Annotated in this window: 25 protein-coding genes and 1 riboswitch; of the genes, 17 read left to right on the top strand and 8 right to left on the bottom strand. The window is 61.2% G+C overall.

Translation table 11 applies throughout. The annotated features are described in order from the left end of the window. Window positions 1-7: 7 nt before the first annotated feature. From napA to NA647_RS05995, 3 genes are all read right to left on the bottom strand, one after another. Window positions 8-2,512, bottom strand: coding sequence for a nitrate reductase catalytic subunit NapA (napA, locus tag NA647_RS05985; RefSeq protein ID WP_256056857.1), 2,505 nt, complete (start codon window positions 2,510-2,512; stop codon window positions 8-10). Continuing rightward, window positions 2,509-2,769 (bottom strand): chaperone NapD, encoded by a 261-nt coding sequence (locus NA647_RS05990; protein ID WP_256056858.1) that lies wholly within the window; start codon window positions 2,767-2,769, stop codon window positions 2,509-2,511. Before NA647_RS05990 ends, napA begins: the two co-directional genes overlap by 4 nt. A 77-nt stretch (window positions 2,770-2,846) precedes the next feature. Then, window positions 2,847-3,029 (bottom strand): nitrate reductase, encoded by a 183-nt coding sequence (locus NA647_RS05995; protein ID WP_423836459.1) that lies wholly within the window; start codon window positions 3,027-3,029, stop codon window positions 2,847-2,849. A gap of 337 nt (window positions 3,030-3,366) precedes the next feature. Between NA647_RS05995 and NA647_RS06000 the strand changes: the two genes are divergently transcribed. Then, window positions 3,367-4,554, top strand: coding sequence for an MFS transporter (locus NA647_RS06000; RefSeq protein ID WP_256056860.1), 1,188 nt, complete (start codon window positions 3,367-3,369; stop codon window positions 4,552-4,554). A 4-nt stretch (window positions 4,555-4,558) separates the two neighbouring features. Here NA647_RS06000 and NA647_RS06005 read toward each other — a convergent pair whose 3' ends face one another. The 4 genes from NA647_RS06005 to NA647_RS06020 all read right to left on the bottom strand — a co-directional run bounded on the left by NA647_RS06005 (window position 4,559) and on the right by NA647_RS06020 (window position 7,343). Further along, window positions 4,559-5,053, bottom strand: coding sequence for a SprT family zinc-dependent metalloprotease (locus NA647_RS06005; protein WP_256056861.1), 495 nt, complete (start codon window positions 5,051-5,053; stop codon window positions 4,559-4,561). A 65-nt stretch (window positions 5,054-5,118) separates the two neighbouring features. Next, window positions 5,119-5,820, bottom strand: coding sequence for a Yip1 family protein (locus NA647_RS06010; protein ID WP_256056862.1), 702 nt, complete (start codon window positions 5,818-5,820; stop codon window positions 5,119-5,121). Between the two features lie 156 nt (window positions 5,821-5,976). Next, window positions 5,977-6,576 (bottom strand): Yip1 family protein, encoded by a 600-nt coding sequence (locus NA647_RS06015; protein WP_256056863.1) that lies wholly within the window; start codon window positions 6,574-6,576, stop codon window positions 5,977-5,979. Between the two features lie 137 nt (window positions 6,577-6,713). Further along, window positions 6,714-7,343, bottom strand: coding sequence for a DNA-J related domain-containing protein (locus NA647_RS06020; protein WP_256056864.1), 630 nt, complete (start codon window positions 7,341-7,343; stop codon window positions 6,714-6,716). A gap of 109 nt (window positions 7,344-7,452) precedes the next feature. Here NA647_RS06020 and ttcA point away from each other — a divergent pair, with 109 nt between their 5' ends. The 8 genes from ttcA (at window position 7,453) to NA647_RS06060 (ending at window position 13,570) form a co-directional block, all read left to right on the top strand. Then, window positions 7,453-8,277, top strand: coding sequence for a tRNA 2-thiocytidine(32) synthetase TtcA (gene ttcA, locus NA647_RS06025; protein WP_256056866.1), 825 nt, complete (start codon window positions 7,453-7,455; stop codon window positions 8,275-8,277). A gap of 252 nt (window positions 8,278-8,529) precedes the next feature. Further along, window positions 8,530-8,658: a hypothetical protein gene (locus NA647_RS06030; protein WP_256056867.1), complete on the top strand. Its 129-nt coding sequence runs from the start codon at window positions 8,530-8,532 to the stop codon at window positions 8,656-8,658. A 271-nt stretch (window positions 8,659-8,929) separates the two neighbouring features. Beyond that, window positions 8,930-10,000: a 3-deoxy-7-phosphoheptulonate synthase gene (locus tag NA647_RS06035; RefSeq protein ID WP_256056868.1), complete on the top strand. Its 1,071-nt coding sequence runs from the start codon at window positions 8,930-8,932 to the stop codon at window positions 9,998-10,000. Window positions 10,001-10,298: 298 nt separating this feature from the next. After that, complete coding sequence (locus NA647_RS06040) at window positions 10,299-10,970, top strand: DNA-3-methyladenine glycosylase I (RefSeq protein ID WP_256056869.1); 672 nt, start codon at window positions 10,299-10,301, stop codon at window positions 10,968-10,970. Window positions 10,971-11,068: 98 nt separating this feature from the next. Further along, window positions 11,069-11,821 carry an NAD-dependent protein deacylase gene (locus NA647_RS06045; RefSeq protein WP_256057070.1) on the top strand — a complete coding sequence of 251 codons (753 nt, stop codon included), beginning with the start codon at window positions 11,069-11,071 and terminating at the stop codon, window positions 11,819-11,821. A 66-nt stretch (window positions 11,822-11,887) separates the two neighbouring features. Next, window positions 11,888-12,535 carry a C40 family peptidase gene (locus tag NA647_RS06050; protein ID WP_256056870.1) on the top strand — a complete coding sequence of 216 codons (648 nt, stop codon included), beginning with the start codon at window positions 11,888-11,890 and terminating at the stop codon, window positions 12,533-12,535. Window positions 12,536-12,616: 81 nt separating this feature from the next. Beyond that, a complete protein-coding gene (locus NA647_RS06055) occupies window positions 12,617-13,144 on the top strand; it encodes a C40 family peptidase (protein ID WP_256056871.1) in 528 nt (175 codons plus the stop codon). Window positions 13,145-13,249: 105 nt separating this feature from the next. Beyond that, entirely contained in the window at window positions 13,250-13,570 is a 321-nt protein-coding gene (locus tag NA647_RS06060; protein WP_256048104.1) for an HNH endonuclease, read from the top strand. A 28-nt stretch (window positions 13,571-13,598) separates the two neighbouring features. Here the strand turns inward: NA647_RS06060 and NA647_RS06065 are convergent, their stop codons facing one another. Next, the gene (locus tag NA647_RS06065; protein ID WP_256056872.1) at window positions 13,599-14,402 is read right to left on the bottom strand and encodes a metallophosphoesterase family protein; all 804 of its coding nucleotides are present in this window, start codon (window positions 14,400-14,402) and stop codon (window positions 13,599-13,601) included. A gap of 153 nt (window positions 14,403-14,555) precedes the next feature. Next, window positions 14,556-14,772: riboswitch (cobalamin riboswitch) on the top strand. A 115-nt stretch (window positions 14,773-14,887) separates the two neighbouring features. On the opposite strand from NA647_RS06065, the gene btuB reads away from it, so the two are divergent. From btuB to NA647_RS06105, 8 genes are all read left to right on the top strand, one after another. Then, complete coding sequence (gene btuB, locus NA647_RS06070) at window positions 14,888-16,726, top strand: TonB-dependent vitamin B12 receptor (protein WP_256056873.1); 1,839 nt, start codon at window positions 14,888-14,890, stop codon at window positions 16,724-16,726. Window positions 16,727-16,749: 23 nt separating this feature from the next. Next, window positions 16,750-17,325: a hypothetical protein gene (locus NA647_RS06075; protein WP_256056874.1), complete on the top strand. Its 576-nt coding sequence runs from the start codon at window positions 16,750-16,752 to the stop codon at window positions 17,323-17,325. Next, window positions 17,325-17,927, top strand: a complete 603-nt coding sequence (gene cobO, locus NA647_RS06080; protein WP_256056875.1) for a cob(I)yrinic acid a,c-diamide adenosyltransferase — start codon at window positions 17,325-17,327, stop codon at window positions 17,925-17,927. Before NA647_RS06075 ends, cobO begins: the two co-directional genes overlap by 1 nt. A 109-nt stretch (window positions 17,928-18,036) precedes the next feature. Further along, window positions 18,037-19,329, top strand: a complete 1,293-nt coding sequence (locus NA647_RS06085; RefSeq protein ID WP_256056876.1) for a cobyrinate a,c-diamide synthase — start codon at window positions 18,037-18,039, stop codon at window positions 19,327-19,329. After that, complete coding sequence (gene bluB / locus NA647_RS06090) at window positions 19,326-19,976, top strand: 5,6-dimethylbenzimidazole synthase (RefSeq protein ID WP_256056877.1); 651 nt, start codon at window positions 19,326-19,328, stop codon at window positions 19,974-19,976. The genes NA647_RS06085 and bluB overlap by 4 nt, the downstream gene beginning before the upstream one ends. After that, complete coding sequence (cbiB, locus tag NA647_RS06095; RefSeq protein WP_256056878.1) at window positions 19,973-20,884, top strand: adenosylcobinamide-phosphate synthase CbiB; 912 nt, start codon at window positions 19,973-19,975, stop codon at window positions 20,882-20,884. Before bluB ends, cbiB begins: the two co-directional genes overlap by 4 nt. After that, window positions 20,877-21,869, top strand: a complete 993-nt coding sequence (cobD, locus tag NA647_RS06100; RefSeq protein WP_256056879.1) for a threonine-phosphate decarboxylase CobD — start codon at window positions 20,877-20,879, stop codon at window positions 21,867-21,869. The genes cbiB and cobD overlap by 8 nt, the downstream gene beginning before the upstream one ends. Next, window positions 21,866-23,317: a cobyric acid synthase gene (locus NA647_RS06105; protein ID WP_256056880.1), complete on the top strand. Its 1,452-nt coding sequence runs from the start codon at window positions 21,866-21,868 to the stop codon at window positions 23,315-23,317. Before cobD ends, NA647_RS06105 begins: the two co-directional genes overlap by 4 nt. The last annotated feature ends 17 nt before the right edge of the window (window positions 23,318-23,334 follow it).

The following is a 23,334-nucleotide window of genomic DNA, read 5'->3' on the forward strand; positions in this document are numbered from 1 at the left end:
ACTCTCCTCAGGCGATGCTGACCACTTCGATTTTCACGGCGCATTTTTTGTAGTCGGTTTGCTTGGAGATCGGGTCGGTAGCGTCGAGGGTGACCTTGTTGATCAGCTTGTTGGCGTCGAAAAAGGGCACGAAGATCAAACCTTTTGGCGGCTTGTTGCGCCCACGGGTTTCGACGCGAGCCTGCATCTCGCCGCGCCGACTGATGACCTTGACCACGCTGCCACGACGCGCCTTGAGGTCGCGCGCGTCATCGGGGTGCATGTACACCAATGCGTCGGGAACCGCCTGGTGCAGCTCGTCGACGCGCTGGGTCATGCTGCCGGTGTGCCAGTGCTCCAGCACGCGGCCGGTGCTGAGCCAGAACGGATAATCCTCATCCGGTACCTCGGCTGGGACCTCGTAGGGCAGGGCGAAGATGATCGCCTTCTTGTCCGGGTAGCCATAGAACTGTACCCCGGTGCCTTTTTCGACATAGGGGTCGTAGCCTTCCCGGTAGCGCCAGCGGGTCTCCTCGCCGTTTACCACGGGCCAGCGCAGGCCCCGTTCCTGGTGATAACGATCGAAGTCCGCCAGATCATGGGCATGGCCGCGGCCGAACTCGGCGTATTCCTCGAACAGGCCCTTCTGAACGTAGAAGCCATACTCCTCCGACTCCTTGTTGCGGTAGCCCTCTTCGATATCCGACGTGGGGAAGCGATCGACCTTGCCGTTCTTGAACAGCACGTCGAAAAGCGTCTTGCCTTTTAAGTCCGGCGCATTGGCGAGCAGATCGGCCGGCCATACCTCATCGGTGGTGAAGCGTTTGGAAAACTCCATCAGCTGCCACAGGTCCGAGCGTGCTTCGCCCGGCGCGTTAACCAGTTGGTGCCAGAAATGAGTGCGGCGTTCGGCGTTGCCGTAGGCACCTTCCTTTTCCACCCACATGGCAGCGGGAAGGATCAGGTCGGCTGCTTGTGCTGAAACCGTTGGGTACACGTCGGAAACGACGATGAAAGTCTCCGGGTTTCGCCAGCCGGGCAGCGTTTCCTGCATCAGATTCGGACCGGCCTGCATGTTGTTGGAGGCCTGGGTCCAGTAGACCTTGAGCCCGCCATCTTTCAGTTCACGGCTCTGTTGCACGGCATGGAAGCCGGGTTTCTCCTGAATGGTGCCTTCTGGCAGCTTCCAGATTTTCTCCGCGGTGGCGCGGTGCTTCGGATTGGTGACCACCATGTCCGCAGGCAGGCGATGGGAGAAGGTGCCCACTTCCCGCGCGGTGCCGCATGCCGAGGGCTGGCCGGTGAGCGAAAAGGGGCTGTTGCCCGGCTCGCTGATCTTTCCGGTGAGCAGGTGAATGTTGTAGATCATGTTGTTCGCCCAGACACCGCGGGTGTGCTGGTTGAACCCCATGGTCCAGAACGACATCACCTTGGTCTTCGGATCGGCATAAAGCTCGGCCAATGCTTTCAGGCGCTCGGCGGGCACGCCCGACTCGTGGGCGGCGTGTTCGAGGGTGTAGGGTTTGAGGAACTCGGCGTAGTCCTCGAAGCTGATATCGGTCCAGCTGGCGGCTACTGCGGCGTTCTCGGCCTTCAACTCGCGTGGATCGGTGGGGCGCAGACCGTAACCGATGTTGGTGGCGCCCTTGGCGAACCGGGTGTGGTTCTTGATGAAGTCCTGATTGACCGCGCCGCTCTGAATGATGTGGTTGGCGATGTAGTTGAGAATCACCAGATCGGTCTGCGGATTGAACACCATCGGAATGTCGGCGAGATCGAAGCTGCGGTGCTCGAATGTCGACATTACCGCGACCTTGACGTGCGGCGCGCTGAGCCGGCGATCAGTGACCCGGGTCCAGAGCACCGGGTGCATCTCGGCCATGTTCGAGCCCCAGAGCACAAATGCATCGGCCGCTTCGATGTCGTCATAGCAGCCCATGGGCTCGTCCATGCCGAAGGTCCGCATGAAGCCTACCGCCGCCGACGCCATACAGTGACGGGCATTGGGGTCAAGGTTGTTGGAACGAAAGCCCGCTTTCATCAGCTTGTTGGCCGCGTAGCCCTCCCATACGGTCCACTGTCCGGAGCCGAACATGCCAATCGAACTCGGGCCACTCTCCCTGAGCGCCGCCTTGTATTTCTCTTCCATCACATCGAAGGCATGTTCCCAGCTGACCGGCTGGAATTCGCCCTGCTTGTCGTACTGGCCATCTTTCATGCGCAGCAACGGCTGCGTCAGACGATCGGAGCCATACATGATCTTGGACAGAAAGTAGCCCTTGACGCAGTTGATGCCGCGATTGACCTCGGCTTTCACATCGCCGTGGGTGGCCACGACACGATCTCCGGCAGTGGCGACCATCACACCGCAACCGGTGCCGCAGAAGCGGCAGGGTGCCTTGTTCCATTGGAGGTTGGTGACCTCCGGATTGGTGATCAGATTGCTGGCGCTGGTGGCGATCGGCAGTCCCGCCACGCTAGCCGCTATGGCCGCAGCATTGGCCTTGGCAAATTGACGTCGTGTGAGGCTCATTCAGGCTCTCCTTCGGGTGAGAGGAGTTCGTGGTAAATCAGGGCGGCATTGAGGACGCCGGGTATTTGTTGGATATGGCTGATGGTGTCGAGGATCTGGCTTTCATGTTCGGCTTCGAGGACCACGACCAGTTTCCCCGCTGCACTCTCTTGATGCAGTTCGGTTCCGGGCAATAGCACCAGGTTTCTCTTCACGGCTTCCAGTAACTCGGAGCGGCAATGCACGAGCAGACTGGCGATATGCAGGGCGTTATTCATTGTTTTAGGTAAGGCTCCGCCTACATTGAAACTGCAAGCTAAAAGAGGATTGTTAAGGTCAGGTTAGTGCCGCGGGTTCAACTCGGCGGGCCGGGTGGTCCGAAGACGACCAGCTGGCTTATCCAGACGATGAAGCCGTACCCAGCGACGATCACGACGCTTAGCAGAGGGAACAGGAAGACCAGCAGAAATACGAACAGTCGTGTTTCTTCCGGCTTGCTTACTAGGGCGGGATCGGTGTCGTGCGGCACTGCGTTCACCTTTTCTTCGACTGTGTATGGAGTCTAGGAAGCGCCAATGGCTTATTCAAAGGTCACCCGTCGATAACGACAGGCAAATAAGCGCTAATCACAGTTGTTTTGACTTGGCTCAACAATAAGGTTCGGTACGGGCGATATATGGCCGAAACTCAAAGCCTGTTCTTGCGCTTGTTTCGTTGAGACTGCGACGAAACAGGTGAACATTTAGCATTGATATATGACCGCTTGTGCCTTTATCTGGCCAGGTTGTGGCTGCGTGGTATCTGTATGGCAGTGTGGTAGCCTGCGCCGCTTTTTTCAGGCTCGTTCCGTCGGTAACGGGTTTAGGAATAAATGCATGCCTTCTGAATCGCTCAATCATGATCATCTCAAGCGCGGGACCGCTGCTTATCGCCGCGCCACGCTGGCATTGTTTTGCGCCGGTTTCGCCACCTTCGCCATGCTTTATTGCGTGCAACCCTTATTGCCGTTGTTAGCGTTGCAGTTCTCCGTATCGGCTGCTGTTAGCAGTCTGGCGTTGTCCTTGACGACCTTGACGCTGGCGCTCTCCCTGTTGATCTCTGGAAGTCTGGCTGAAAGCTGGGGTCGCAAGCCGGTCATGGCGCTGGCACTGGCTTTGGCTTGCCTGCTTGGCATCGCCTGTGTATCGGTGGAATCCTGGACGCTGCTGCTCGTGCTGCGAGCATTGCTGGGGCTCGCTCTCAGCGGATTGCCGGCCTTGGCGATGGCTTATGTCGGTGAGGAGTTCGATCCCGAGTCGTTGCCCGCCGCGATGGGTTTGTATATCGGCGGGACCGCTCTGGGCGGTCTGCTGGGCAGATTGCTTTCGGGTCTGTTGAGCGACATCGGCGGTTGGCCTTTGGCGCTGGGCGGGATAGCGGGTCTAGGGCTGCTGGCGCTGGGATTGTTCATTTGGCTGCTGCCGACATCACGTCATTTCAAGCCACAGCCTTTATCGCCGCGCGCACTTCTCGACAACTTCGCTCGGCATCTGGGCAATCCGCTTCTGCGCAACCTGTTTCTGCAGGCTTTTTTGCTGATGGGCGGCTTCGTCGCGCTGTTCAATTACATCGGCTTCCGTCTGGCAGGGGCACCATTCAGCCTTTCGTCGACGGTGATTGGCTTGCTATTCATTGTGTATCTGGCGGGAATCTTCAGTGCGGGTTGGGCAGGGCGCCTGGTACCGCGGCTGGGTGCCAAGACGGTTCTTCAATTCGGCGTCGGGCTGATGCTGCTGGGTGTCGGCTTGTGCGCAACGCCCTGGCTGGTGGCGATCATTGTCGGCCTGGCACTGTTCACGCTCGGCTTTTTTGCCGCACACGCCGTCGCCAGCGGCCAAGTTGGCGTGCACGCTAAAGGTGCTAAGGCACAGGCATCGGCGCTTTACTTATGCGCCTATTACCTGGGCTCGAGCGTGGTAGGTTATGCGGCCGGTTACGTCTGGGAGCATGCGGGCTGGCTGCCGCTGATGGCAGTGCTCGCTGCGTTGTTCGTCTTGGCCGCCTGGCGGGCAGGGCGGCTGTAAACGGTCACTCGACTCGTTGCTCGCCGCTGAATACCAGCGTGGCGCGGCAGCTGCGGCAGAAATAACGGCGGCCTTTGCGGACCAGCGAATGGCGCTGCGGCGTGAACGGAAAGTCCTGTTCGGGACAGGCGCAGCGATAGATAAAGCGGCTGACCTGGCGGCGGCTGACTTCATAGTTGTGGCAGCGATCAGGCGCCAGTTCGTACACCCCGCGCATGATCAATTGCCACTCTTCGCCATGCGGGCGAATACGACCACCAAACATTTGGTGTGCGATCAAATGCGCGACCTCGTGGGCCACGGTCTGCTTGAGAAAGTGTTCGCGATTTTCCTGGTACAGCTGCGGATTGAAGCGCAACAGATTCTGGTTCAGGTGTGCGACGCCTGCCTTTTGACCGCGCAATTTGAAGCTGACTAGTGGGCGCTCGAAGCGCTTGTTGAAGAAGGCCTCGGCCTGCTGGTAGCAGGCCTCGACACGGGCATTGAGTCGCTTGGGCATCAGGAACTCCGACTGCAGAGCGCGGCATTATGCCAAAGCGCTAGGCCGAGGTGGTCGGCCCGCATTTACTCGTTCGGACGTTCGTTGAATCGCCGCTCGTTGTCCACACCTCCCGGCGCTTCCTGTGGGCGGTTCTCTTCGAAGCCATAGCTCTGATTCTGTTCCACGGTGCGTTCGTAGTTCGGCTCGAGGAACTGCGACCAAAAAAGGATCATCGACACCAATACGGTCACCAATACAAGCAACGCGACGCCCCATATCGTGCTGGCGTATAGAAAGCTCTGCGAGCTGCGCTGACGCATGAAAGCGGGCAGGCCGGTGAACAGCAAATACGTGGAGTAGATGCCGGCGATCAGTAGCACGATCGCGGCGAACCAGCGGTTCGGGTACAGCCCGGCCACTCCGGCCACCAAAAAGGGCGTAATGACGTAGGCGATGAAGCCGATGCACTGGTTCAGACTGGGCCGTACTTCAAAGGCCCTCGCCATCCAGCGGACAAAGAGGCCCATGATCACGGTCCCGATGACAATGGTGACGTACAGCAGCAGACACAGCTGCAACGCACTGCCAAAGTCGAGCCTCACCCGCTCCGCCTCAACCAAAGTCCAGCCTACGAGCGAGACCCCAATGAATAAGCACACGCTTGGGATCAGAGAAAGCACGAGCAAGTGCATCAGGTAATGCAGACCGTGCGCATCCTCCTTCTGGCGAATGGCTTCCCAGGCACGATCCGGCCGGGTGAATAAGCTGATGAATTCTGGGGTCATGGAGCCTCCTGATACCGTGCTTGAGCCGCTGTTGTAGATTTAGACGTCACAGCGGCGCAGGGATTCAGCAGACTTTGGCTTCATTCTGTCGCGCCTGCATGGTTCAGGCACGCAAAAGCTTCAAGTCCCATCCATCCGGGGCTTGAAGCTCGTCGCTTAGCGTACGTAGATCGGCCCGACGCCCATGCCCCACATGATCACCGAGAGCGCGATAATCGCCACCAGCACGACCAGCCCAACGGCCAGTACCGAACTGGAGAATAGGAATCCCTCGTCAGTAGGGATATTCATGAACGTCGGCAAACCGACATAGAGAAGATAAGCCGTGTAGCAGATCGCTGCCGTGCCGACGATCATCCCGAGCCATATGTGGGGATAAAGAGCGGCCAGACCACCAACGAACAAGGGCGTTGCGGTGTAGGCGGCGAAGACGATGCATTGCACCAGGGTCGGGCTGGCATCGTAGGTGCGTGACATCCAATGTATGAATCCGCCCATCACTGCAACGCCCGCCAACATTGCCAGATAGGACAGAAGGGTGAGCAGCAACGCGCTGCTTTCGGTGAGTTTTACGGCATCCCCACCGCCGATGCTCCAACCCACCTGGGTGGTACCAATGAAAGCGGAAATAGCCGGTATCGCTGCCAAGACCGCCACTTCTCCGAGATGTAGATGTCCGACTTCGCGTTCTTCTCCAGTGATTTCCTGCCATTCCTGACCTGGGTGAGCAAATAATCCCCAAACGTGATTGATCATGCCAGCGTCTCCTCGGTTTTGGAGGGTCGCTTCGCCTGGCGTGCCGTCAGTTGGACGGGCGTGCGACCTTAAGTCGCAGTATAGGAATTTGGCGGTACGGCGCATCCGACTGGTTAGAGCGTTTGGGAGCTATGCGCTCAATGGTAATAGCGTTGCAGTATTTCCATCGCCAGATTGATTGACTGAATGCGTGTCGTGCTTCCTCCACGGTCCGGATGATGAATGCTCACCAGCTGGCGATAGCGCCGTTTGATTGCATGCAGCGTCAGCGAGGCGCTTTCCTGATCCAGCTCAAACAACTCGAGCGCCGCCTGCTTCTGCTCCGGATCCCAGGCTTCGCTCCGCTCACCGAGGTGGTCCCCACGCATCCGCGACCAGAAACTCGCCAGCAGGCGTTCCACCTCTTCCTCGTCGGTGTCACGCAGATTGGTCAAGTCCAGGTAGTACTCGCGCAGCGGGTCGTTCTCGACGACACCGGCGATCCCTGGCATGTAAGGCTGAAGCTGGACACACAATGGTGAAATCTGAAGGTTGTGGCGGTTCTCGCCCCAAAGCTGGTCGCGCAGACGGTACAGCGCGTTGAAAACGAGGAAATGCGTACGGAACAGTACCAGCTTGTCGAGTAGCGGCAGGTTGGGGATATGCGTGCTGTGACGGGCCTTTAGCTGCTGGATCAGCTGGTATTCGCTGCAGCCCTCCGGCTGTTCGCATAGCAGCACGAAAATCTGCTCGGCCAGCTCCATCTCGGGTTGGAAGTCGTCGGTCATGCAGGCAAGCCTAGCAGCCAGTAGTGCGAATCGTTGGATGGATGGGGTGGGGCGCGCCGCACTTTGCGCGTAAAATGCGCGCCTTTTCGCATTCCACCGGACTCCTCACATGGGCAACCTTTCGGTCAACCAGAACAAACTGCAAAAACGCCTGCGCCGTCTCGCCGGCGAGGCCGTTACGGATTTCAACATGATCGAGGATGGCGACAAGGTCATGGTCTGCCTGTCCGGCGGCAAGGACAGCTACACCATGCTCGATGTGCTGCTGTATCTGCAGAAGGTCGCGCCGATCCGCTTCGAAATCGTCGCCGTGAACATGGACCAGAAGCAACCGGGCTTTCCCGAGCACGTTTTGCCCGAGTACCTGAAGTCCATTGGCGTCGAGTATCACATCGTCGAGAAGGACACCTACTCGGTGGTCAAGGAGAAGATTCCGGAAGGCAAGACCACTTGCTCGCTGTGCTCACGCCTGCGTCGCGGCACGCTCTATACGTTCGCCGACGAGATCGGCGCGACCAAGATGGCGCTCGGTCACCACCGCGACGACATCCTGGAAACCTTCTTCCTCAACATGTTCTACGGCGGCACGCTCAAAGCCATGCCACCTAAGCTGCTCTCCGATGATGGTCGCAACGTGGTGATTCGCCCGTTGGCTTATTGCAGCGAGGCGGATATCGAAGCCTATTCGCAGATGAAGGAGTTCCCGATCATCCCGTGCAACCTGTGCGGCTCGCAGGAAAACCTGCAGCGCCAGGTGGTCAAGGAGATGCTGCAGGAGTGGGAACGCAAGTCGCCGGGCCGCGTCGAGATTATGTTCCGCGCCTTGCAGAACGTCGTGCCTTCGCAACTGGCCGATCGCAACCTGTTCGATTTCACCAGCCTGCGCATCGACGACAGTGCCACGCCACGCTTTCTCGATGTGATGAGCCTGTAAAGAGCAGCGATAAGCTTTGAGCCATAAGCTGGAAGGCTCTAACTGGTGGGCTGAAGCCCACCCTACGGGTAAGCAAAAAAAACTGGGCGCCGGGCAATCTGTAGGGTGGGTCGGGCGGCGCTCCGCTTCAGCCCACCACAGCGCGGGTGAGCTGAACGCGGGTGAGCTGAAAAAGGAAGCCATCCGGCCTACCCAACGAGCTTGCGGCGTGCAGCTTGCAGCAGTAAGGTAAGCGCCATTCAGGAGTTTGATATGTCCCTCAGCCTCGCTTCCCTTTCCTTCGTAAACGCCGGTGCCGCGCGCGCCGCGCAGTTGCGTGGCCAAGTGATAGCGGCTGATGGTTATCACTTTGGGTATTGGTTTAGCTATAAGCGCGCCTGATACCCCACGGGCGCCCTAACAAGCAGGGTCGCCACCAGACAGTTTTCGAAACCCCCGGTCGGCCACCCGACCGGGGGTTTTGTTTTTTCCGGCCCGAAAGGCCACACGCACTGAGGACAACACCATGCACAGCTACCGCAACGAATACCGCACTTACCGCTATGACTGGCGATTTAGCCGCTTCCCCGACGCCGCTTCGACACCAATAGACCGAACACTTCGCTAGCGCCGACGCGGCACAAAGCCGCGCCGGCCAAAGGACCGCCAGCTCATGAATGCACCGATTTCCGCTCAGCTCTCTAACGCCAACCCGGTCTCCAGCCCAGCCAGACGCAGCGCTCACCCGTTGCCCAGCCCCGCCTTGTTGCGTCAGCGCCTGCCGCTCAGTGCAGCGCTCGCCGAACGCGTCCATAAAGACCGCAACGCCATTTGCGCCGTGCTCGATGGCAGCGACCCGCGCTTGCTTGTAGTGGTCGGACCTTGCTCGCTGCACGACCCTGTATCTGCTCGTGAATATGCCGAACGCCTCGCTGGCCTGGCACCTCAGGTCGACGACCAGTTGCTGTTGGTGATGCGTGCCTACGTCGAGAAGCCACGAACTACGGTCGGCTGGAAAGGCCTGGTCTACGATCCCCATCTGGATGGCGGCGGCGATATGGCCGAAGGCTTGCGCCTGTCGCGGCGACTGATGTTGGACATTATCGAGACCGGGTTGCCGATCGCCACCGAGCTGCTGCAGCCGCTGGCCGCGGGATACTTCGACGACCTGCTTGGCTGGGCTGCCATTGGCGCACGCACCAGCGAATCGCAAATTCATCGCGAACTGGTGAGTGGGCTCGACCTGCCCGTGGGCTTCAAGAACGGCACCGATGGCAGCCTGGATATCGCCTGCGACGCCATGCGCTCGGCCGCCCACCCGCATCGGCATTTCGGTATCGATGACCTCGGGCAACCAGCGCTGCTGCAAACCCACGGAAATCCAGACACCCATTTGGTGCTGCGTGGCGGACACGCTGGCCCGAACTACGACGAAAAGAGTGTCGCCGTGGCTCGTGAGACGCTGCAGCGCCAGGGCATAGCGCCGCGGATTATGGTCGATTGCAGTCACGCCAACAGTGGCAAGAATCCGCTGCGCCAGCCCGCGGTGCTGAATGCGGTTATCGACCAGCGTCTGGCCGGCGATTCGAGCTTGCGTGGCGTGATGCTCGAGAGCCACCTGTTCGACGGCTGCCAGTCGTTATCCAGCGAGCTGCGCTATGGCGTTTCGATCACGGATGGCTGTCTGGGCTGGACGGAAACCGAGCGGATGTTGCGCGACGCGGCCGAACGTCTGCGGGATTGAGGGCAGACCATAGGGCGGATGACGGATTACGCCTTTGGATCGTCGGGGGTACGCCTCGAACAGTCGGATTTCGCCTTCGGCTAATCCAACCTACAAAAGCTGAGACCATGCAGTTGTAGGATGGAATCGCCGGAGGGCTTCCGCCGTTTACCGAACGTTTGCTACAGGTAAATCCAGTGTGGCGGCTGTCAGCAAAATCAGCAGCCCCGGCTGTGCTTTTACCTTGCAGCTCGTGGCTTGCGGCCTGTGGCTGCTATCGGCAACCTGTGACACTGCCGTTTTTGGACCGTAAGAACCCATGCATGACTACAAATGGCTGCACGAATACTGTCTCAATCGTTTCGGCTCAGCCGCCGCGCTGGAAAGCCGGCTGCCCCGGCCGAGCAGTCCCGATGAGCTGCGTGCTATTGCGGATGATCGCTACCTGTCGCTGATCAGCCTGCGAATCTTTCGCGCCGGTCTCAAGCACAGCCTGGTGGATGCCAAGTGGCCGGCCTTCGAAGAGGTGTTCTTCCGCTTCGATCCGGAAAAGCTGGTGCTCATGGGCGGCGAGCACATTGAGCGGCTGATGCAGGATGCGCGAATCATTCGTCACCTTGGCAAGCTCAAGAGCGTGCCGCGCAATGCTCAGTTCGTCCTCGACGTGGCGAAGGAGCACCGCAGCTTCGGCAACTTCATCGCCGATTGGCCAGCGTCCGATATCGTCAGCCTGTGGCGTTACCTGGCCAAGCACGGCACTCAGCTTGGCGGCTTGTCCGCGCCACGTCTGTTGCGCATGGCCGGCAAGGACACCTTCATTCCCAGCAATGACGTGGTGGCCGCGCTGAAGGCACAAAAGGTGGTCGACAAAGTGCCGAGCAGCCAACGCGACCAGGCGGCGGTGCAGGCCGTGTTCAACCGGTGGCATGACGAGAGCGGCCGGCCCATGTGTCAGCTGTCGGCTATGCTGGCGTTTACCGTTAACCACTGAAATCGCTGCAACGGGCGTCGAGGTGCTTTGAGTAGATTCATTGGCTGTCACGCGTGCCAGCTCAGGCTATATAGAGGAGGCTAGAAGTGAACGAGGCCATGCAGCGAGTCGCCGATGCGTTACGACGGGCCGAGCGCATCCTGATCATTACCGGTGCCGGCCTGTCAGCCGATTCCGGATTGCCTACCTACCGTGGCGTGGGCGGGCTTTACAACGATCGCACCGAAGATGGCTTGCCGATCGAAACGGCCTTGTCCGGTCCGATGCTCCGGCTCGATCCGACGTTGTGCTGGAAATACCTGGCTGAAATCGGCCGCGCCTGCCTCGCGGCGAAGCCCAACGCCGGCCATGTCGCTATCGCCGGATTGCAGCGGCACAAACCTGGCTGCTGGGTGCTGACCCAGAATATCGATGGCTATCACCGGGCGGCGGGCAGCCCGCCGCAGCGCCTGATCGAGATCCACGGGACGCTTGCTCATCTGTACTGCATGACCTGTGGCGAGCCGAGCGAGGAGCTGGCGGAGCATCTCGCCCGACCACTACCGCCTCGCTGTGCATGCGGCGGCGTGCTGCGGCCGCCGGTCGTGCTGTTCGATGAAATGTTGCCGGAGCCGGCCTTGGGACTCCTGCGCGAAGAAGTGGCGAAGGGTTTCGATGCGGTGGTCGCCGTGGGTACCTCGGCGAGCTTCGCTTACATTGTCGAGCCGCTCTTGCGGGCGCGCCATGGCGGCGGTTTCACGGCGCAGATAGATCCAGCCGCCAGCGAATTGTCGATGATGGTGGACGTACATGTCGCGGCGGGCGCGTCAGACGTTTTGCCGCAGTTAGTTCGTCACATTTTGGCCAATTGAATTTGATCATCGCGGCTCTGACAGGCATAGTCACGCCACTTTCGATTTCCCCTATATGCCTGCCCCATGCGTCGACGTTTCGCATCCCTGTTGCCCATTGCCCTGATCACGCTGCTGACGGCTTGTGCCGTTCAGCCTGAACAGAGCGACAGCGCGCTAACGCTGGAAGGCTTCGAGTTCGACTTCTCCAACGCGATATCCGAGCCGGACGCCAGCGTTCAGGCCGGATCGAGCGAGCCCACAGAGCAGCAACTTCGAGAGCTTGCCGACGACGAGAGCTACAAGCTGCCGGCGCTCGCCGACAGCGTGCTCGAGCGTGGTTTCACACTGGTCGGTACCCCGTATCGCTACGGCGGCAGCTCGACCAAGACAGGTTTCGACTGCAGCGGCTTCGTCGGTTTCGTTTTCCGCAAGGAAGCTGGGCTCGAGCTGCCGCGTTCCACCCGCGAGATGATCAAACTCGACGCACCGAAGGTTGCGCGCAGCGAGCTCGAGCCGGGCGATCTGGTCTTCTTCAACAATCGCGGCCGTGGCCGGGTCAGCCATGCCGGCATCTATATCGGCGACGACCAGTTCATTCATTCATCCAGCAGCCGCAGTGGTGGCGTGCGGGTGGACAGTCTGAACGACAAGTACTGGCGGGCCAGCTTCATGCAAGCCAAGCGCGTACTGGCGCTGGCCAGCGATTCGACCTCCATTCCCGTTCATCACTGAACGCCGGCCGGACGGGCCTGGAGTTGCATCCTCAAGCGTATACCGGCAGAGTGATGGCTCTCATGCCTGGACTGCTCTGTCATGCCCCTTCCGGCTCGTCTCGCGATCGCTCTGTTAACGACTCTCTTGCTAAGCGCCTGTGCCAATCGGCCATCAATTGATCCAGTGACGACAGTTCCAGCGTCAGCACCGCCCTTGTCGGGTGCGGCGGAGGATGTCCTGTTCACCGCCCTTGGACTGGTTGGTACTCCCTATCGCTATGGCGGCAACACCCCTGACAGCGGTTTCGATTGCAGCGGTCTGATCGGCTATGTATTCCGTGGCGCCGCGGGTCTTTCGTTGCCGCGTACGACTCGGGAAATGAGCACAGTAGGCGGGGCCGCTATCAGGCGCGATGCCTTGCAGGCCGGTGATCTGCTGTTCTTCGCCACAAACGGCGGTCGCGGTGTAAGCCATGCGGCCATCTACGTCGGCGAAGGACGTTTCGTCCACGCGCCGTCCAGTGGCGGAACGGTACGGCTGGATAGTCTTTCCAACAGTTACTGGCAGAGGACTTACCTCAGCGCCAAGCGCATCCTTGATAGCGAACAGATCGCTCGTAATCCCTGAGGCTCGATCTGCCTGGTTCGACGCTGACGGATTGGCTGTTATCTAGCATTCGCTGTACAGGAAGGTATTTTCCGCGCCGGATTCGATAGCAAAGAGGAGCTGAGCATGTCGCCCATTCTTCGCCTGCCAGATCCTCCCGAGGTGTGCGAACTGTGCAAGCGCGAGGTGCCGTTGACCCGCCATCACCTGATTCCCAAGGCGTTACACGGCAAAACCTACATACGAAAACGCTTCGCCCGCGAAGAGCGCATCACCGCCACGCTGTGGGTATGTCGGCCTTGTCATAACCAGATCCATCGGCTGTTCAGCGAGAAGGAACTGGCGCTCACCTACAACAGCCGAGAGGCGTTGCTCGCCGATCCGCAATTGCGCACCTTCGTCGAATGGCTGGCCACCAAACCGGCCGGATTAGTTCCACGGCACTGATCGCTCTCACCTGTGATGGGCGTGCGGCTTACCAGTGCAGATTGAAGTGCGAGCCCAACACGAAGCGATCATCCAGCAAGTCCCAGCGTTCGACACAGGCTTTCTTGTCGGCCCCGGAATGAAGCTTCAGACGGTTGAACGAGTTCGGTGACGTGCCGCGCACCCGTGACGAAAGCGTGGTGCCGGCCTGGACCATCCAGATCTCCCGTGACAAGCCGGGGTACTGCTTGGACAGGGGCAAGACGTAGGGCAGGTGGATATGCCCGCCCATCACCAGGTCCAGCCCGTGATCGGCCCAGCGGTGCAACGCGTCATCGGCGTTGTGCTGCAGGTTGCTCAGATCGCTCAATTTCATCGCCCCGAAAGGCTGGTGCGCGACCACAATGCGCAGTTTGTTCTGATCGGTTTGCTTCAATCGCCGCGTCACGGCCTGCACCTGCTCTTCTGTCACCAACCCATCCTTGTGACGCCGAGGATGCGTGGTGTTGAGGCCGATGATCAACGCCTCGTCGTTCTCGAAGGTGGGCTCGAGGTCATCGCCGAAATGCCGACGATAGTTGCGGTAGGGCATCAGGAAACGGGCAAAAACGTTATACAGCGGAATGTCGTGGTTGCCCGGGATTACCAGTGTTTCGGCAATGCCATGGCCATACAGGCGCTGGACAAAGGCCTGGGCAGCGGCGAACTGCTCGGCTCTGGCACGCTGGGTGATATCACCTGAGAAGATCAGCAGATCCGCGCCATGCTCGCGCACATGGTCTTCCATGGCTTGTACTACTGCAGGTTGCTCAGTGCCGAAGTGGGTGTCGGAAATCTGCACGATGGTCGTCATGTGGCTGGCGTCTTCTCGTTGGGGATGCCGAATTGATGGACACGTTATCGCATTCGAAGCCGGTAACGGCCCGGCGTTCCGGTAAAATTCAAGAACGCAGCCTGAAACGCCTGCGGCATTGCTTTCAGTTGCGCCGCGCAGGGCCTTGGACTAACCTCCGCGCCTGCTTCAGGTGCCCCTGGCGAAAAGCCAGTGGGTGAAACAGGGAAGCCGGTCCATTCTCACGAAGATTCCGGCGCTGCCCCCGCAACGGTAGGCGAGACAGGACACCGCTCACAGCCACTGTGCCACAGGCATGGGAAGGCGGCGGTTCCGGGATGCAAGGCATCCGCTCGCAAGCCCGGAGACCGGCCTGTCGCATTCCACGGCAGTGCGGCGGGCGCTGATCGGGGTGTGGCTGCCTGCACCTGCACCTCTTTCACTTTCTCCGTCTGCCTTTATCGACTGTATGTCGTGCGGCGGGCACGACGGAGAATCTCCATCCAATGCGCAATTCCCTTCCCCTGGCCGTGGTGCTACTGAGCCTTCCTTCCTGTGTCCTGGCCAATCACGGCGATGCTTTGCTGCTGGGCCAGCAGGTGATCACCGCCAGCCGGACCGGCCATTCGCCGGTCTCCATTGCTTCCAGCAGCCTCATCACCCGTGACGAGATCGAACGCCAACAAGCTGGCAGCGTGCCGGAGCTGCTGCAGCGTCTGGCCGGGGTGAGCGTCACCAGCAACGGCGGGCGCGGCAAGAGCACCTCGGTGTCCATTCGCGGCACCAGCGACAAGCACGTGCTGGTACTCATCGACGGGGTGCGGGTCGGTTCGGCCACCTCAGGCAGCGCTGCGCTGCAGAGCATCCCGGTAGAACAGATCGAGCGTATCGAGATCGTTCGAGGGCCGCGTTCCAGCCTGTACGGTTCGGAGGCCATGGGCGGGGTGATCCAGATATTCACCCGTCGCGGCGGTGAGGGTGGCTTCAAACCTTACTTCTCAGTGGGTGCCGGTTCGCGTTCGAGCTACAGCGGCTCGGCCGGCGTAGCTGGCAGCCAAGGCAACGGCTGGTTCAACCTCGGCGTGGCCAGCGAGTCCACCGACGGCATCAATGCCCGCGCCTATCGAAGCCGCTACCCTAATTCATACGAGCCGGATGCCGACGGCTACCGCGAACTGTCCACGCAACTGCGTGCTGGCTATCGCTTTGACAGTGACCTGGAACTCGACGGCAGCTGGCTGCAGAGCGAGAACCACAGCGATTTCGATAGTCCAAGTGGCCGCGATGCCTACAGCGACGGCTCCCTGCAGGTGATCAGCGGCCGCGCGCGCTTCTCTCCGCTGGCCTTCTGGGACGTCACCCTGCAGGCGGGACACAGCGAGGACCTAGATGACAGATTTCAGGAGGGCGCCTTCTATTCGCGCTTCGACACCCGTCGTGACAGCCTGAGCTGGCAGAACGACTTCAATTTCGGCAAAGCGCAGGTGCTGAGCCTCGGCGTGGATTACAAAAAGGATCGTGTCGACAGCAGCGACGACTATGAGAAGGACAGCCGCTACAACAAGGGCTACTTCGTCCAGTACCAGGCCGCTTTCGGCCGCCACGGCGTGCAGGCCGGCCTGCGCCGCGACAAGGATGAGTTCTTCGGCTCGCACGATACCGGCAGCCTGGGTTACAGCTTCGACCTGAGCGACGCGCTGACGCTGACCGCCGCCTACGGCACCGCCTATCGCGCGCCGACCTTCAACGACCTGTATTACCCTCTCACAAACGGCATGAAAGGCAACCCGGACCTCCAGCCGGAGGAATCGGAAAGCTACGAAATCGGGATCCGCGGCAGTCATGGGTGGGGTGAGTGGAGCATCAATGCTTACGAAAACCAGATCGAAGATCTAATCGTCTGGGGGACCAGTCCGGAGAACGTCGACGTGGCGCGCATCCGTGGCATCGAGACCACCGTCGCCACCGTGCTGGCTGGCTGGGACGTAGCCGCCAACCTGACCTTCATGGACCCGCAGGATCGCAGCAAGGCCAACCACGGCCATCTGCTGCAACGCCGCGCCAAGCGACAGTTCAATCTCGATCTGGATCGCCAGTTCGGTGCCATCGGCCTGGGTGCCTCGCTATACGCGGTGAGCGAGCGCTTCGACAAGGCGAGCAACACTGAAGAGTCCCGCATGCCCGGCTACGCCCTGATGGATTTACGCAGCGAATACCGCTTCGACGAGGCCTGGCGCCTTCAGGTCAAGCTGGCAAACCTGTTCGACCGCCAATACGAAACCACCCAGACCTACGAGCAGCCCGGCCGCGCGGTGTACTTCACCATCCGCTACCAAGCTATCTGACTGGCGACCCAAAGGAGATCACCATGCACGTCCTGTCCACACGCGCCCAGTTGGCAATAGGCGCTGCGCTGATTTTGCTGATGGCCATGACCCGTGGTCAACACTTCGCCAGCGTCGAAAATCTGCCCAGCGCCAGCTGGTCGATTTTCTTCCTGGCCGGCTTCTACCTGCGCCCGCGCGGGATGTTCGTGCTGCTGTTCGCCGTGGCGTCCGTACTGGACTTCGGCTCCCTGGCCAACGGCAGCATCAGTGACTGGTGCCTGTCGCCGGCCTATTGGGCGCTGGTACCGGCCTACGGCAGCCTGTGGCTGGCGGGGCGGCTGTTCGCCGGCTGGCAGCGCGACGATCTGCGCAGCCTGGCCGTGCTGGCGTTGACGCTGGTAGTGGCGGCTTTCGTCGCTTATCTGTTCTCCGGCGGCGGCTTCTACATCTTCTCTGGCCGCTACTCCGAACCGACGCTGGCCGGCTTCTTGGCGCGCATCGCCGAGTACGTGCCGCGGCATCTGAGTAACCTGGCGTTCTACGTCGGCACAGCGCTGGTGCTGCATGTCGGTATCGTCTCGGCGCTGCGCTTGATGCGCGCGCGGGAGGTGCACTGATGGACGGGCGCGACGAGCGGCACAAGGCGCGCATGCAGCGCAAGAAAGCGGTGGTCGATGCGAAGATCGCCGAGGCCCAGGAAGAATACGGCCTGCTGCTGGTGCACACCGGCAACGGCAAAGGCAAGAGTAGCTCGGCCTTCGGCATGGTCGCGCGTGCGCTGGGCCACGGTATCAAGGTCGGCGTGGTGCAGTTCATCAAGGGTGCGGCCAGCACCGGCGAGGAAAACTTCTTCCGACGCTTCCCCGATGAAGTTCGCTATCACGTGATGGGCGAAGGCTTCACTTGGGAAACCCAGGATCGTCAGCGCGACATCGCCAAGGCTCGCGAAGCTTGGGCCGTTGCGGCCGAGTTGCTGGCCGATCCGGAGATAGGATTGGTGGTGCTGGACGAGCTGAATATTGCGCTCAAGTACGGCTACCTAGAACTCGAGCCGGTGCTCGCCGATATTGAGTCGCGGCCGCTGCTGCAGCATGTCGTGGTTACCGGTCGCGGCGCGCCGCCTGGGCTGATTGAGGCGGCCGATACCGTGACTGACATGAGCCTGGTCAAACATGCCTTCAAGGCGGGCGTGAAGGCGCAGAAGGGCGTGGAATTCTGATGCCGGCGCTCACGGGCCGGATAGGGTGGATGACGTTTTTTTCGTCCACCATCGGCGTTGTCGGTGGATGGGTGAAGCGTCATCCACCCTACGATGACGAGAGGTCGCGATGAATATCAGAAGCTGTCCCGCACTGCTGATCGCCGCGCCAGCGTCCGGACAAGGCAAAACAACCGTCACCGCTGGCCTGGCACGCTTGCATACGCGACTGGGCAAACGCGTCCGGGTGTTCAAATGCGGTCCGGACTTTCTCGATCCGATGGTGCTGGCGCGTGCTAGTGGTCATCCGGTCTACCAGCTCGATCTGTGGATGGTGGGCGAAGCCGAAAGCCGCCGGCTGTTGTGGGAAGCGGCCGGCGAGGCCGATCTGATATTGATCGAAGGCGTCATGGGGCTGTTCGACGGCACACCATCGGCGGCTGACCTGGCGCGGCATTTCGATATTCCGGTGCTGGCGGTAATCGACGGTTCGGCCATGGCGCAAACCTTCGGCGCGCTGGCACACGGCTTGGCCAGCTATCAGCCGGACCTGCCATTTGCGGGTGTGCTGGCCAATCGAGTAGGCAGCAGCCGGCATGGCGAGATTTTGCGGGACTGTTTGCCGGAGCATATCGACTGGTTCGGCGCCTTGCCGCGCAGCGAGTCGGTGAGTTTGCCGAGCCGGCATCTGGGGCTGGTGCAAGCGCAGGAACTGGCGGATCTGGATGCTCGGCTCGATGCGGCTGCCGATGCGCTGGCGGCGAGTGCCGACAACGCACTGCCGGCGAAGGTGAGCTTTCCACCACCGGAGCCCTTGACCATCCCTCCGTTGCTGCAAGGCGTGCGCATCGGTGTCGCTCGGGATCCCGCCTTCGCTTTTGCCTACCAAGCCAATCTCGATCTGCTGCAGGCGCTTGGCGCCGAGTTGCTGTTTTTCTCCCCTCTGCACTTTTCCAAGCTGCCCGCGGTGGACAGCCTATATCTGCCGGGTGGCTATCCCGAGTTGCACCTGGGGACCTTGGCTCGCAATCGCCCCATGGGCGAGGCGATCCGGGCGCATCACGCGGCGGGCAAACCGATCCTCGCCGAATGTGGCGGGATGCTTTACCTGCTCGACGGGCTGACCGATCAGGCCGGTGCGCGCGAGGACATGCTCGGCCTATTGCCTGGCGAAGCGAGGATGCAGAAGCGCTTGACCGCGCTGGCGCTGCAAGAGGTCGAACTGCCGGAAGGGCACCTGCGCGGCCACACCTTTCATCATTCTTCACTCGACTCGACTATGCAGCCGCTGGCTCGCGGTGAATGTCCGAATTACAAGCGCACTGCCGAGGCAGTGTTCCGGCAGGGCCGGCTGACGGCCTCCTACATTCATTTCTACCTGCCATCCGATCCGCACGCCGCTGCGGCGTTGTTCAAGCCATGAGTGAGCACGCCTTCACCGAGGCAGAGCGCGCCGGTGTCTATCGCGCCATTGCCGAGCGGCGCGACATGCGGCATTTCTGCGGCGGCGAGATAGCGCCCGAGTTGCTTGCCCGACTGCTTGAAGCCGCGCATCAGGCGCCCAGCGTTGGATTGATGCAACCCTGGCGGTTCATCCGCGTTCGGCGCGCGGAGTTGCGTTCGGCCATCGCCGAACTGGTCGAGCGGGAACGTGTACTGACCGCCGAGGCGCTGGGCGAGCGTGGCCGTGAATTCATGCAGTTGAAAGTCGAGGGCATCAAGGATTGCGCCGAGGTGCTGGTCGTCGCGTTGATGGATGAGCGCGAACCGCATGTGTTTGGCCGGCGCACCATGCCGCAGATGGACCTGGCCTCGGCGGCCTGCGCCATTCAGAATCTCTGGCTCGCCGCGCGAGCAGAGGGGTTGGGTATGGGCTGGGTGTCATTGTTCGATCCGCAGGCGCTGGCCGAACTGCTGCAGATGCCGACCGGAGCCGAGCCGGTGGCGGTGATCTGTCTCGGACCGGTCGATGAATTTTATCCGGCGCCGATGCTTGCACTGCAGGGCTGGACGCAACCTCGGCCGCTGCAGGAACTGCTATTCGAGGACGGCTGGGAGAAACAGTCTTGAGCGTGGTGCTGAGCTGCCTCGTCGGGGTCGGCTTGGACGCGCTGCTGGGCGAACCTCGGCGCAGTCATCCGTTGGTGATCTTCGGACGGCTGGCTGACCGACTTGAGCAGCATTTCAACGGTCCGGGCGGTCGCGGCTGGCGTAGCCATGGCGTTACGGCCTGGTGCCTCGCGGTGTTGCCGCTAACCGCCATCGCCTGCTTGTTGAGCCTGCTGCCGGCGATTGGTTGGCTGATCGATATCCTACTGTTGTACCTCGCGCTCGGCCTGCGCAGCCTGGGCGAACATCTGATGCCGGTCGCGCTCGCGCTGCGTAATGGCGACCTGACCGAGGCGCGGCGGCGTGTCGGCTTCATCGTCAGTCGCGATACCGGTGAACTGGATGAGCAGGGCGTGGCCCGTGCGGCGACCGAATCGGCGCTGGAGAACGGCAGCGATGCAGTGTTTGCAGCGCTGTTCTGGTTCGCGATTGCCGGTGCGCCTGGTGTGGTGTTGTACCGCTTGAGCAATACGCTGGATGCCATGTGGGGCTATCGCACCGAGCGCTTCGAGCGTTTCGGCTGGGCCGCCGCTCGCATCGATGATGCACTCAACTTCATTCCCGCCAGATTGGTTGCGCTGACCTACGCCGTGCTGGGCCAAACGCGCCAAGCTTGGCGCTGCTGGCGGCGGCAGGCGCCCTTGTGGGACAGCCCCAACGCCGGGCCGGTGATGGCCGCGGGTGCCGGTGCGCTGGGCGTCTCGCTGGGCGGGCCGGCGATCTATCAGGATGTACTGCATCAACGTCCGGTCCTGGGTGAGGGTGAGGCGCCCGGTGCGCGCGATATCGAGCGCGCCTTGGACATTGTCTGGGCTGGTGTCGGTCTCTGGTTGTTGGCATTGCTGCTGGGAGGCTGGCTGCATGCTTGAACATGGCGGGCGGCTGCGGGCAGCGGCGCGCGATTTCGATATCCCGCTGACGGATTGGCTCGACCTGTCCACTGGCATCGCACCTTATGGATTCAATCTGCCGGTTGTGCCCGCTGACGCCTGGATGCGACTACCGGAAACCGAGGACGAGCTGGCCGCTACGGCCCGCGATTATTACGGCGCCGAGTCGCTGCTGCCGGTTTCAGGTTCGCAAGCCGCAATCCAGGTGCTGCCGCGCCTGCGTCGGCATTCGCAGGTCGGCATCGTTTCGCCTTGTTATGGCGAGCACGCCGAGGCGTGGCGCCGCGAAGGGCATCGCATCAGTGAGTTCAGCGAAGGGGCCATACCGCGGACGCTCGATCAGCTCGACGTTCTGGTGGTGGTTAATCCGAACAATCCCACCGGGCGCCTGTTACCGCCTGAACAACTACTTGACTGGCATGCGCGGTTGGCGGCGCGCGGCGGCTGGCTGGTGGTCGACGAGGCCTTCATGGACCCGACGCCCGAGCACAGCCTGGCGTCCTACGGCCATCTTCCGGGGCTGATTGTGTTGCGCTCGTTCGGCAAATTCTTCTCCATGGCCGGCGCGCGGCTCGGCTTCGTGCTGGCTGAAGCGGAGCTGTTGCGCGCATTGGGCGATGCATTGGGCCCCTGGCCGATCGCCGGCCCGTCGCGGTTCATCGGCACGGCATTGCTCGTCGATCACCAAGGACAACGCCGTCAACGTGAGCGGCTCCTGGCGGACAGCGAACGGCTGGCGCAACTGCTGACAATCAGCGGCCTGCCGCCTACAGGCGGTTGCGGCCTGTTTCAGTGGGTCGTAACCGAAGAGGCGGACCTGCTGTACGAATTCCTTGCCTGTCAGGGCATTCTCGTTCGCCGCTTTCACTATCCGCCGAGCCTGCGTTTCGGTTTGCCGTCAGACGAGGTGGGTTGGTCTCGCCTGGGCTGCACACTGGCTTGCTATCAGGAGATTCGCGCATGAGCACGCTGATGGTTCAGGGCACCACGTCCGATGCCGGCAAGAGCACATTGGTGACCGCGCTGTGCCGTTGGCTCCGCCGACAAGGCGTGTCGGTCGCACCGTTCAAGCCGCAGAACATGGCGCTCAATAGCGCTGTCACTGCCGAAGGCGGGGAAATCGGACGCGCCCAAGCGGTGCAGGCGCAGGCTGCTGGATTGGCGCCGCACACCGATATGAACCCAGTGTTGCTCAAGCCCAACAGCGACATTGGCGCGCAGGTGATCGTTCACGGCCGCGCCATCACCAACATGGACGCCGTGGCGTACCACGACTACAAGCGTGTCGCGATGGATGCGGTGCTTGCATCGCATCGTCGCCTCGGTGCTGCGTATCAGGTGGTGATGGTCGAAGGTGCCGGCTCGCCTGCGGAGATCAATCTGCGCGCCAACGATGTCGCCAACATGGGCTTCGCCGAGGCGGTGGATTGCCCGGTCATTCTGATCGCCGATGTCGACAAGGGCGGGGTCTTTGCGCATCTGGTCGGCACGCTGGAGTTGCTCAGCCCGAGTGAGCAGGCGCGGATAAAGGGATTTGTGATCAACCGCTTTCGCGGCGATATCGCGCTGCTGCAGCCGGGGTTGGACTGGCTCGAACAGCGCACCGGCAAGCCGGTTCTTGGGGTGTTGCCCTATTTGATGGATTTCCATCTGGAAGCCGAAGACGCGATCGACGTGCGCCAGTCCGCCAAAGCGGAGCAGACCCTGAGGGTGGTGGTGCCGGTACTGCCGCGCATCAGCAATCACACCGACTTCGACCCGCTGCGCCTACATCCTCAAGTTGATCTGCGTTTCGTCGGCCCCGGCCAGACAATCCCGGGCGCGGATCTGATCATCCTGCCGGGCTCCAAGAGCGTCCGCGCCGATCTTGCCTGGTTGCGCGAGAACGGCTGGGAAGCGGCGATCGGGCGCCATCTGCGCTACGGCGGCAAGATGCTCGGTATTTGCGGTGGGCTGCAGATGCTCGGTGAATGCATCGCCGATCCCCTTGGGATCGAGGGCGCGGCGGGGCAGAGCAATGGGTTCGGTCTGCTGGCTTTGTCGACTGAGTTGGCCGCTGAGAAACAATTGCGCAACGTACGTGGACGATTCTGTCTGGACGACGCCGACGTCTGTGGCTACGAGATTCACGCCGGGGTCAGCACCGGTCCGGCGCTCGAACGAGCCGCTGTGCACCTCGACGACGGCCGAATGGATGGTGCCATCAGTCACGACGGTCAGATACTCGGTACCTACCTTCATGGCCTGTTCGAATCGTCCGCTGCCTGCGAAGCGCTATTGCGCTGGGCCGGGTTGGCGAACGTACAGCGGGTGGATTATCACGCGCTGCGCGAACGGGACATCGAGCGCTTGGCCGACTTGGTCGAGCTGCATCTGGATGGCCAGTTTTTGCGTGAGCTTTGCGGTGTTTGATGGCCACCGGCGCGTCG

Source organism: Stutzerimonas stutzeri, from assembly GCF_024448985.1.
Taxonomy (GTDB): domain Bacteria; phylum Pseudomonadota; class Gammaproteobacteria; order Pseudomonadales; family Pseudomonadaceae; genus Stutzerimonas; species Stutzerimonas stutzeri_AP.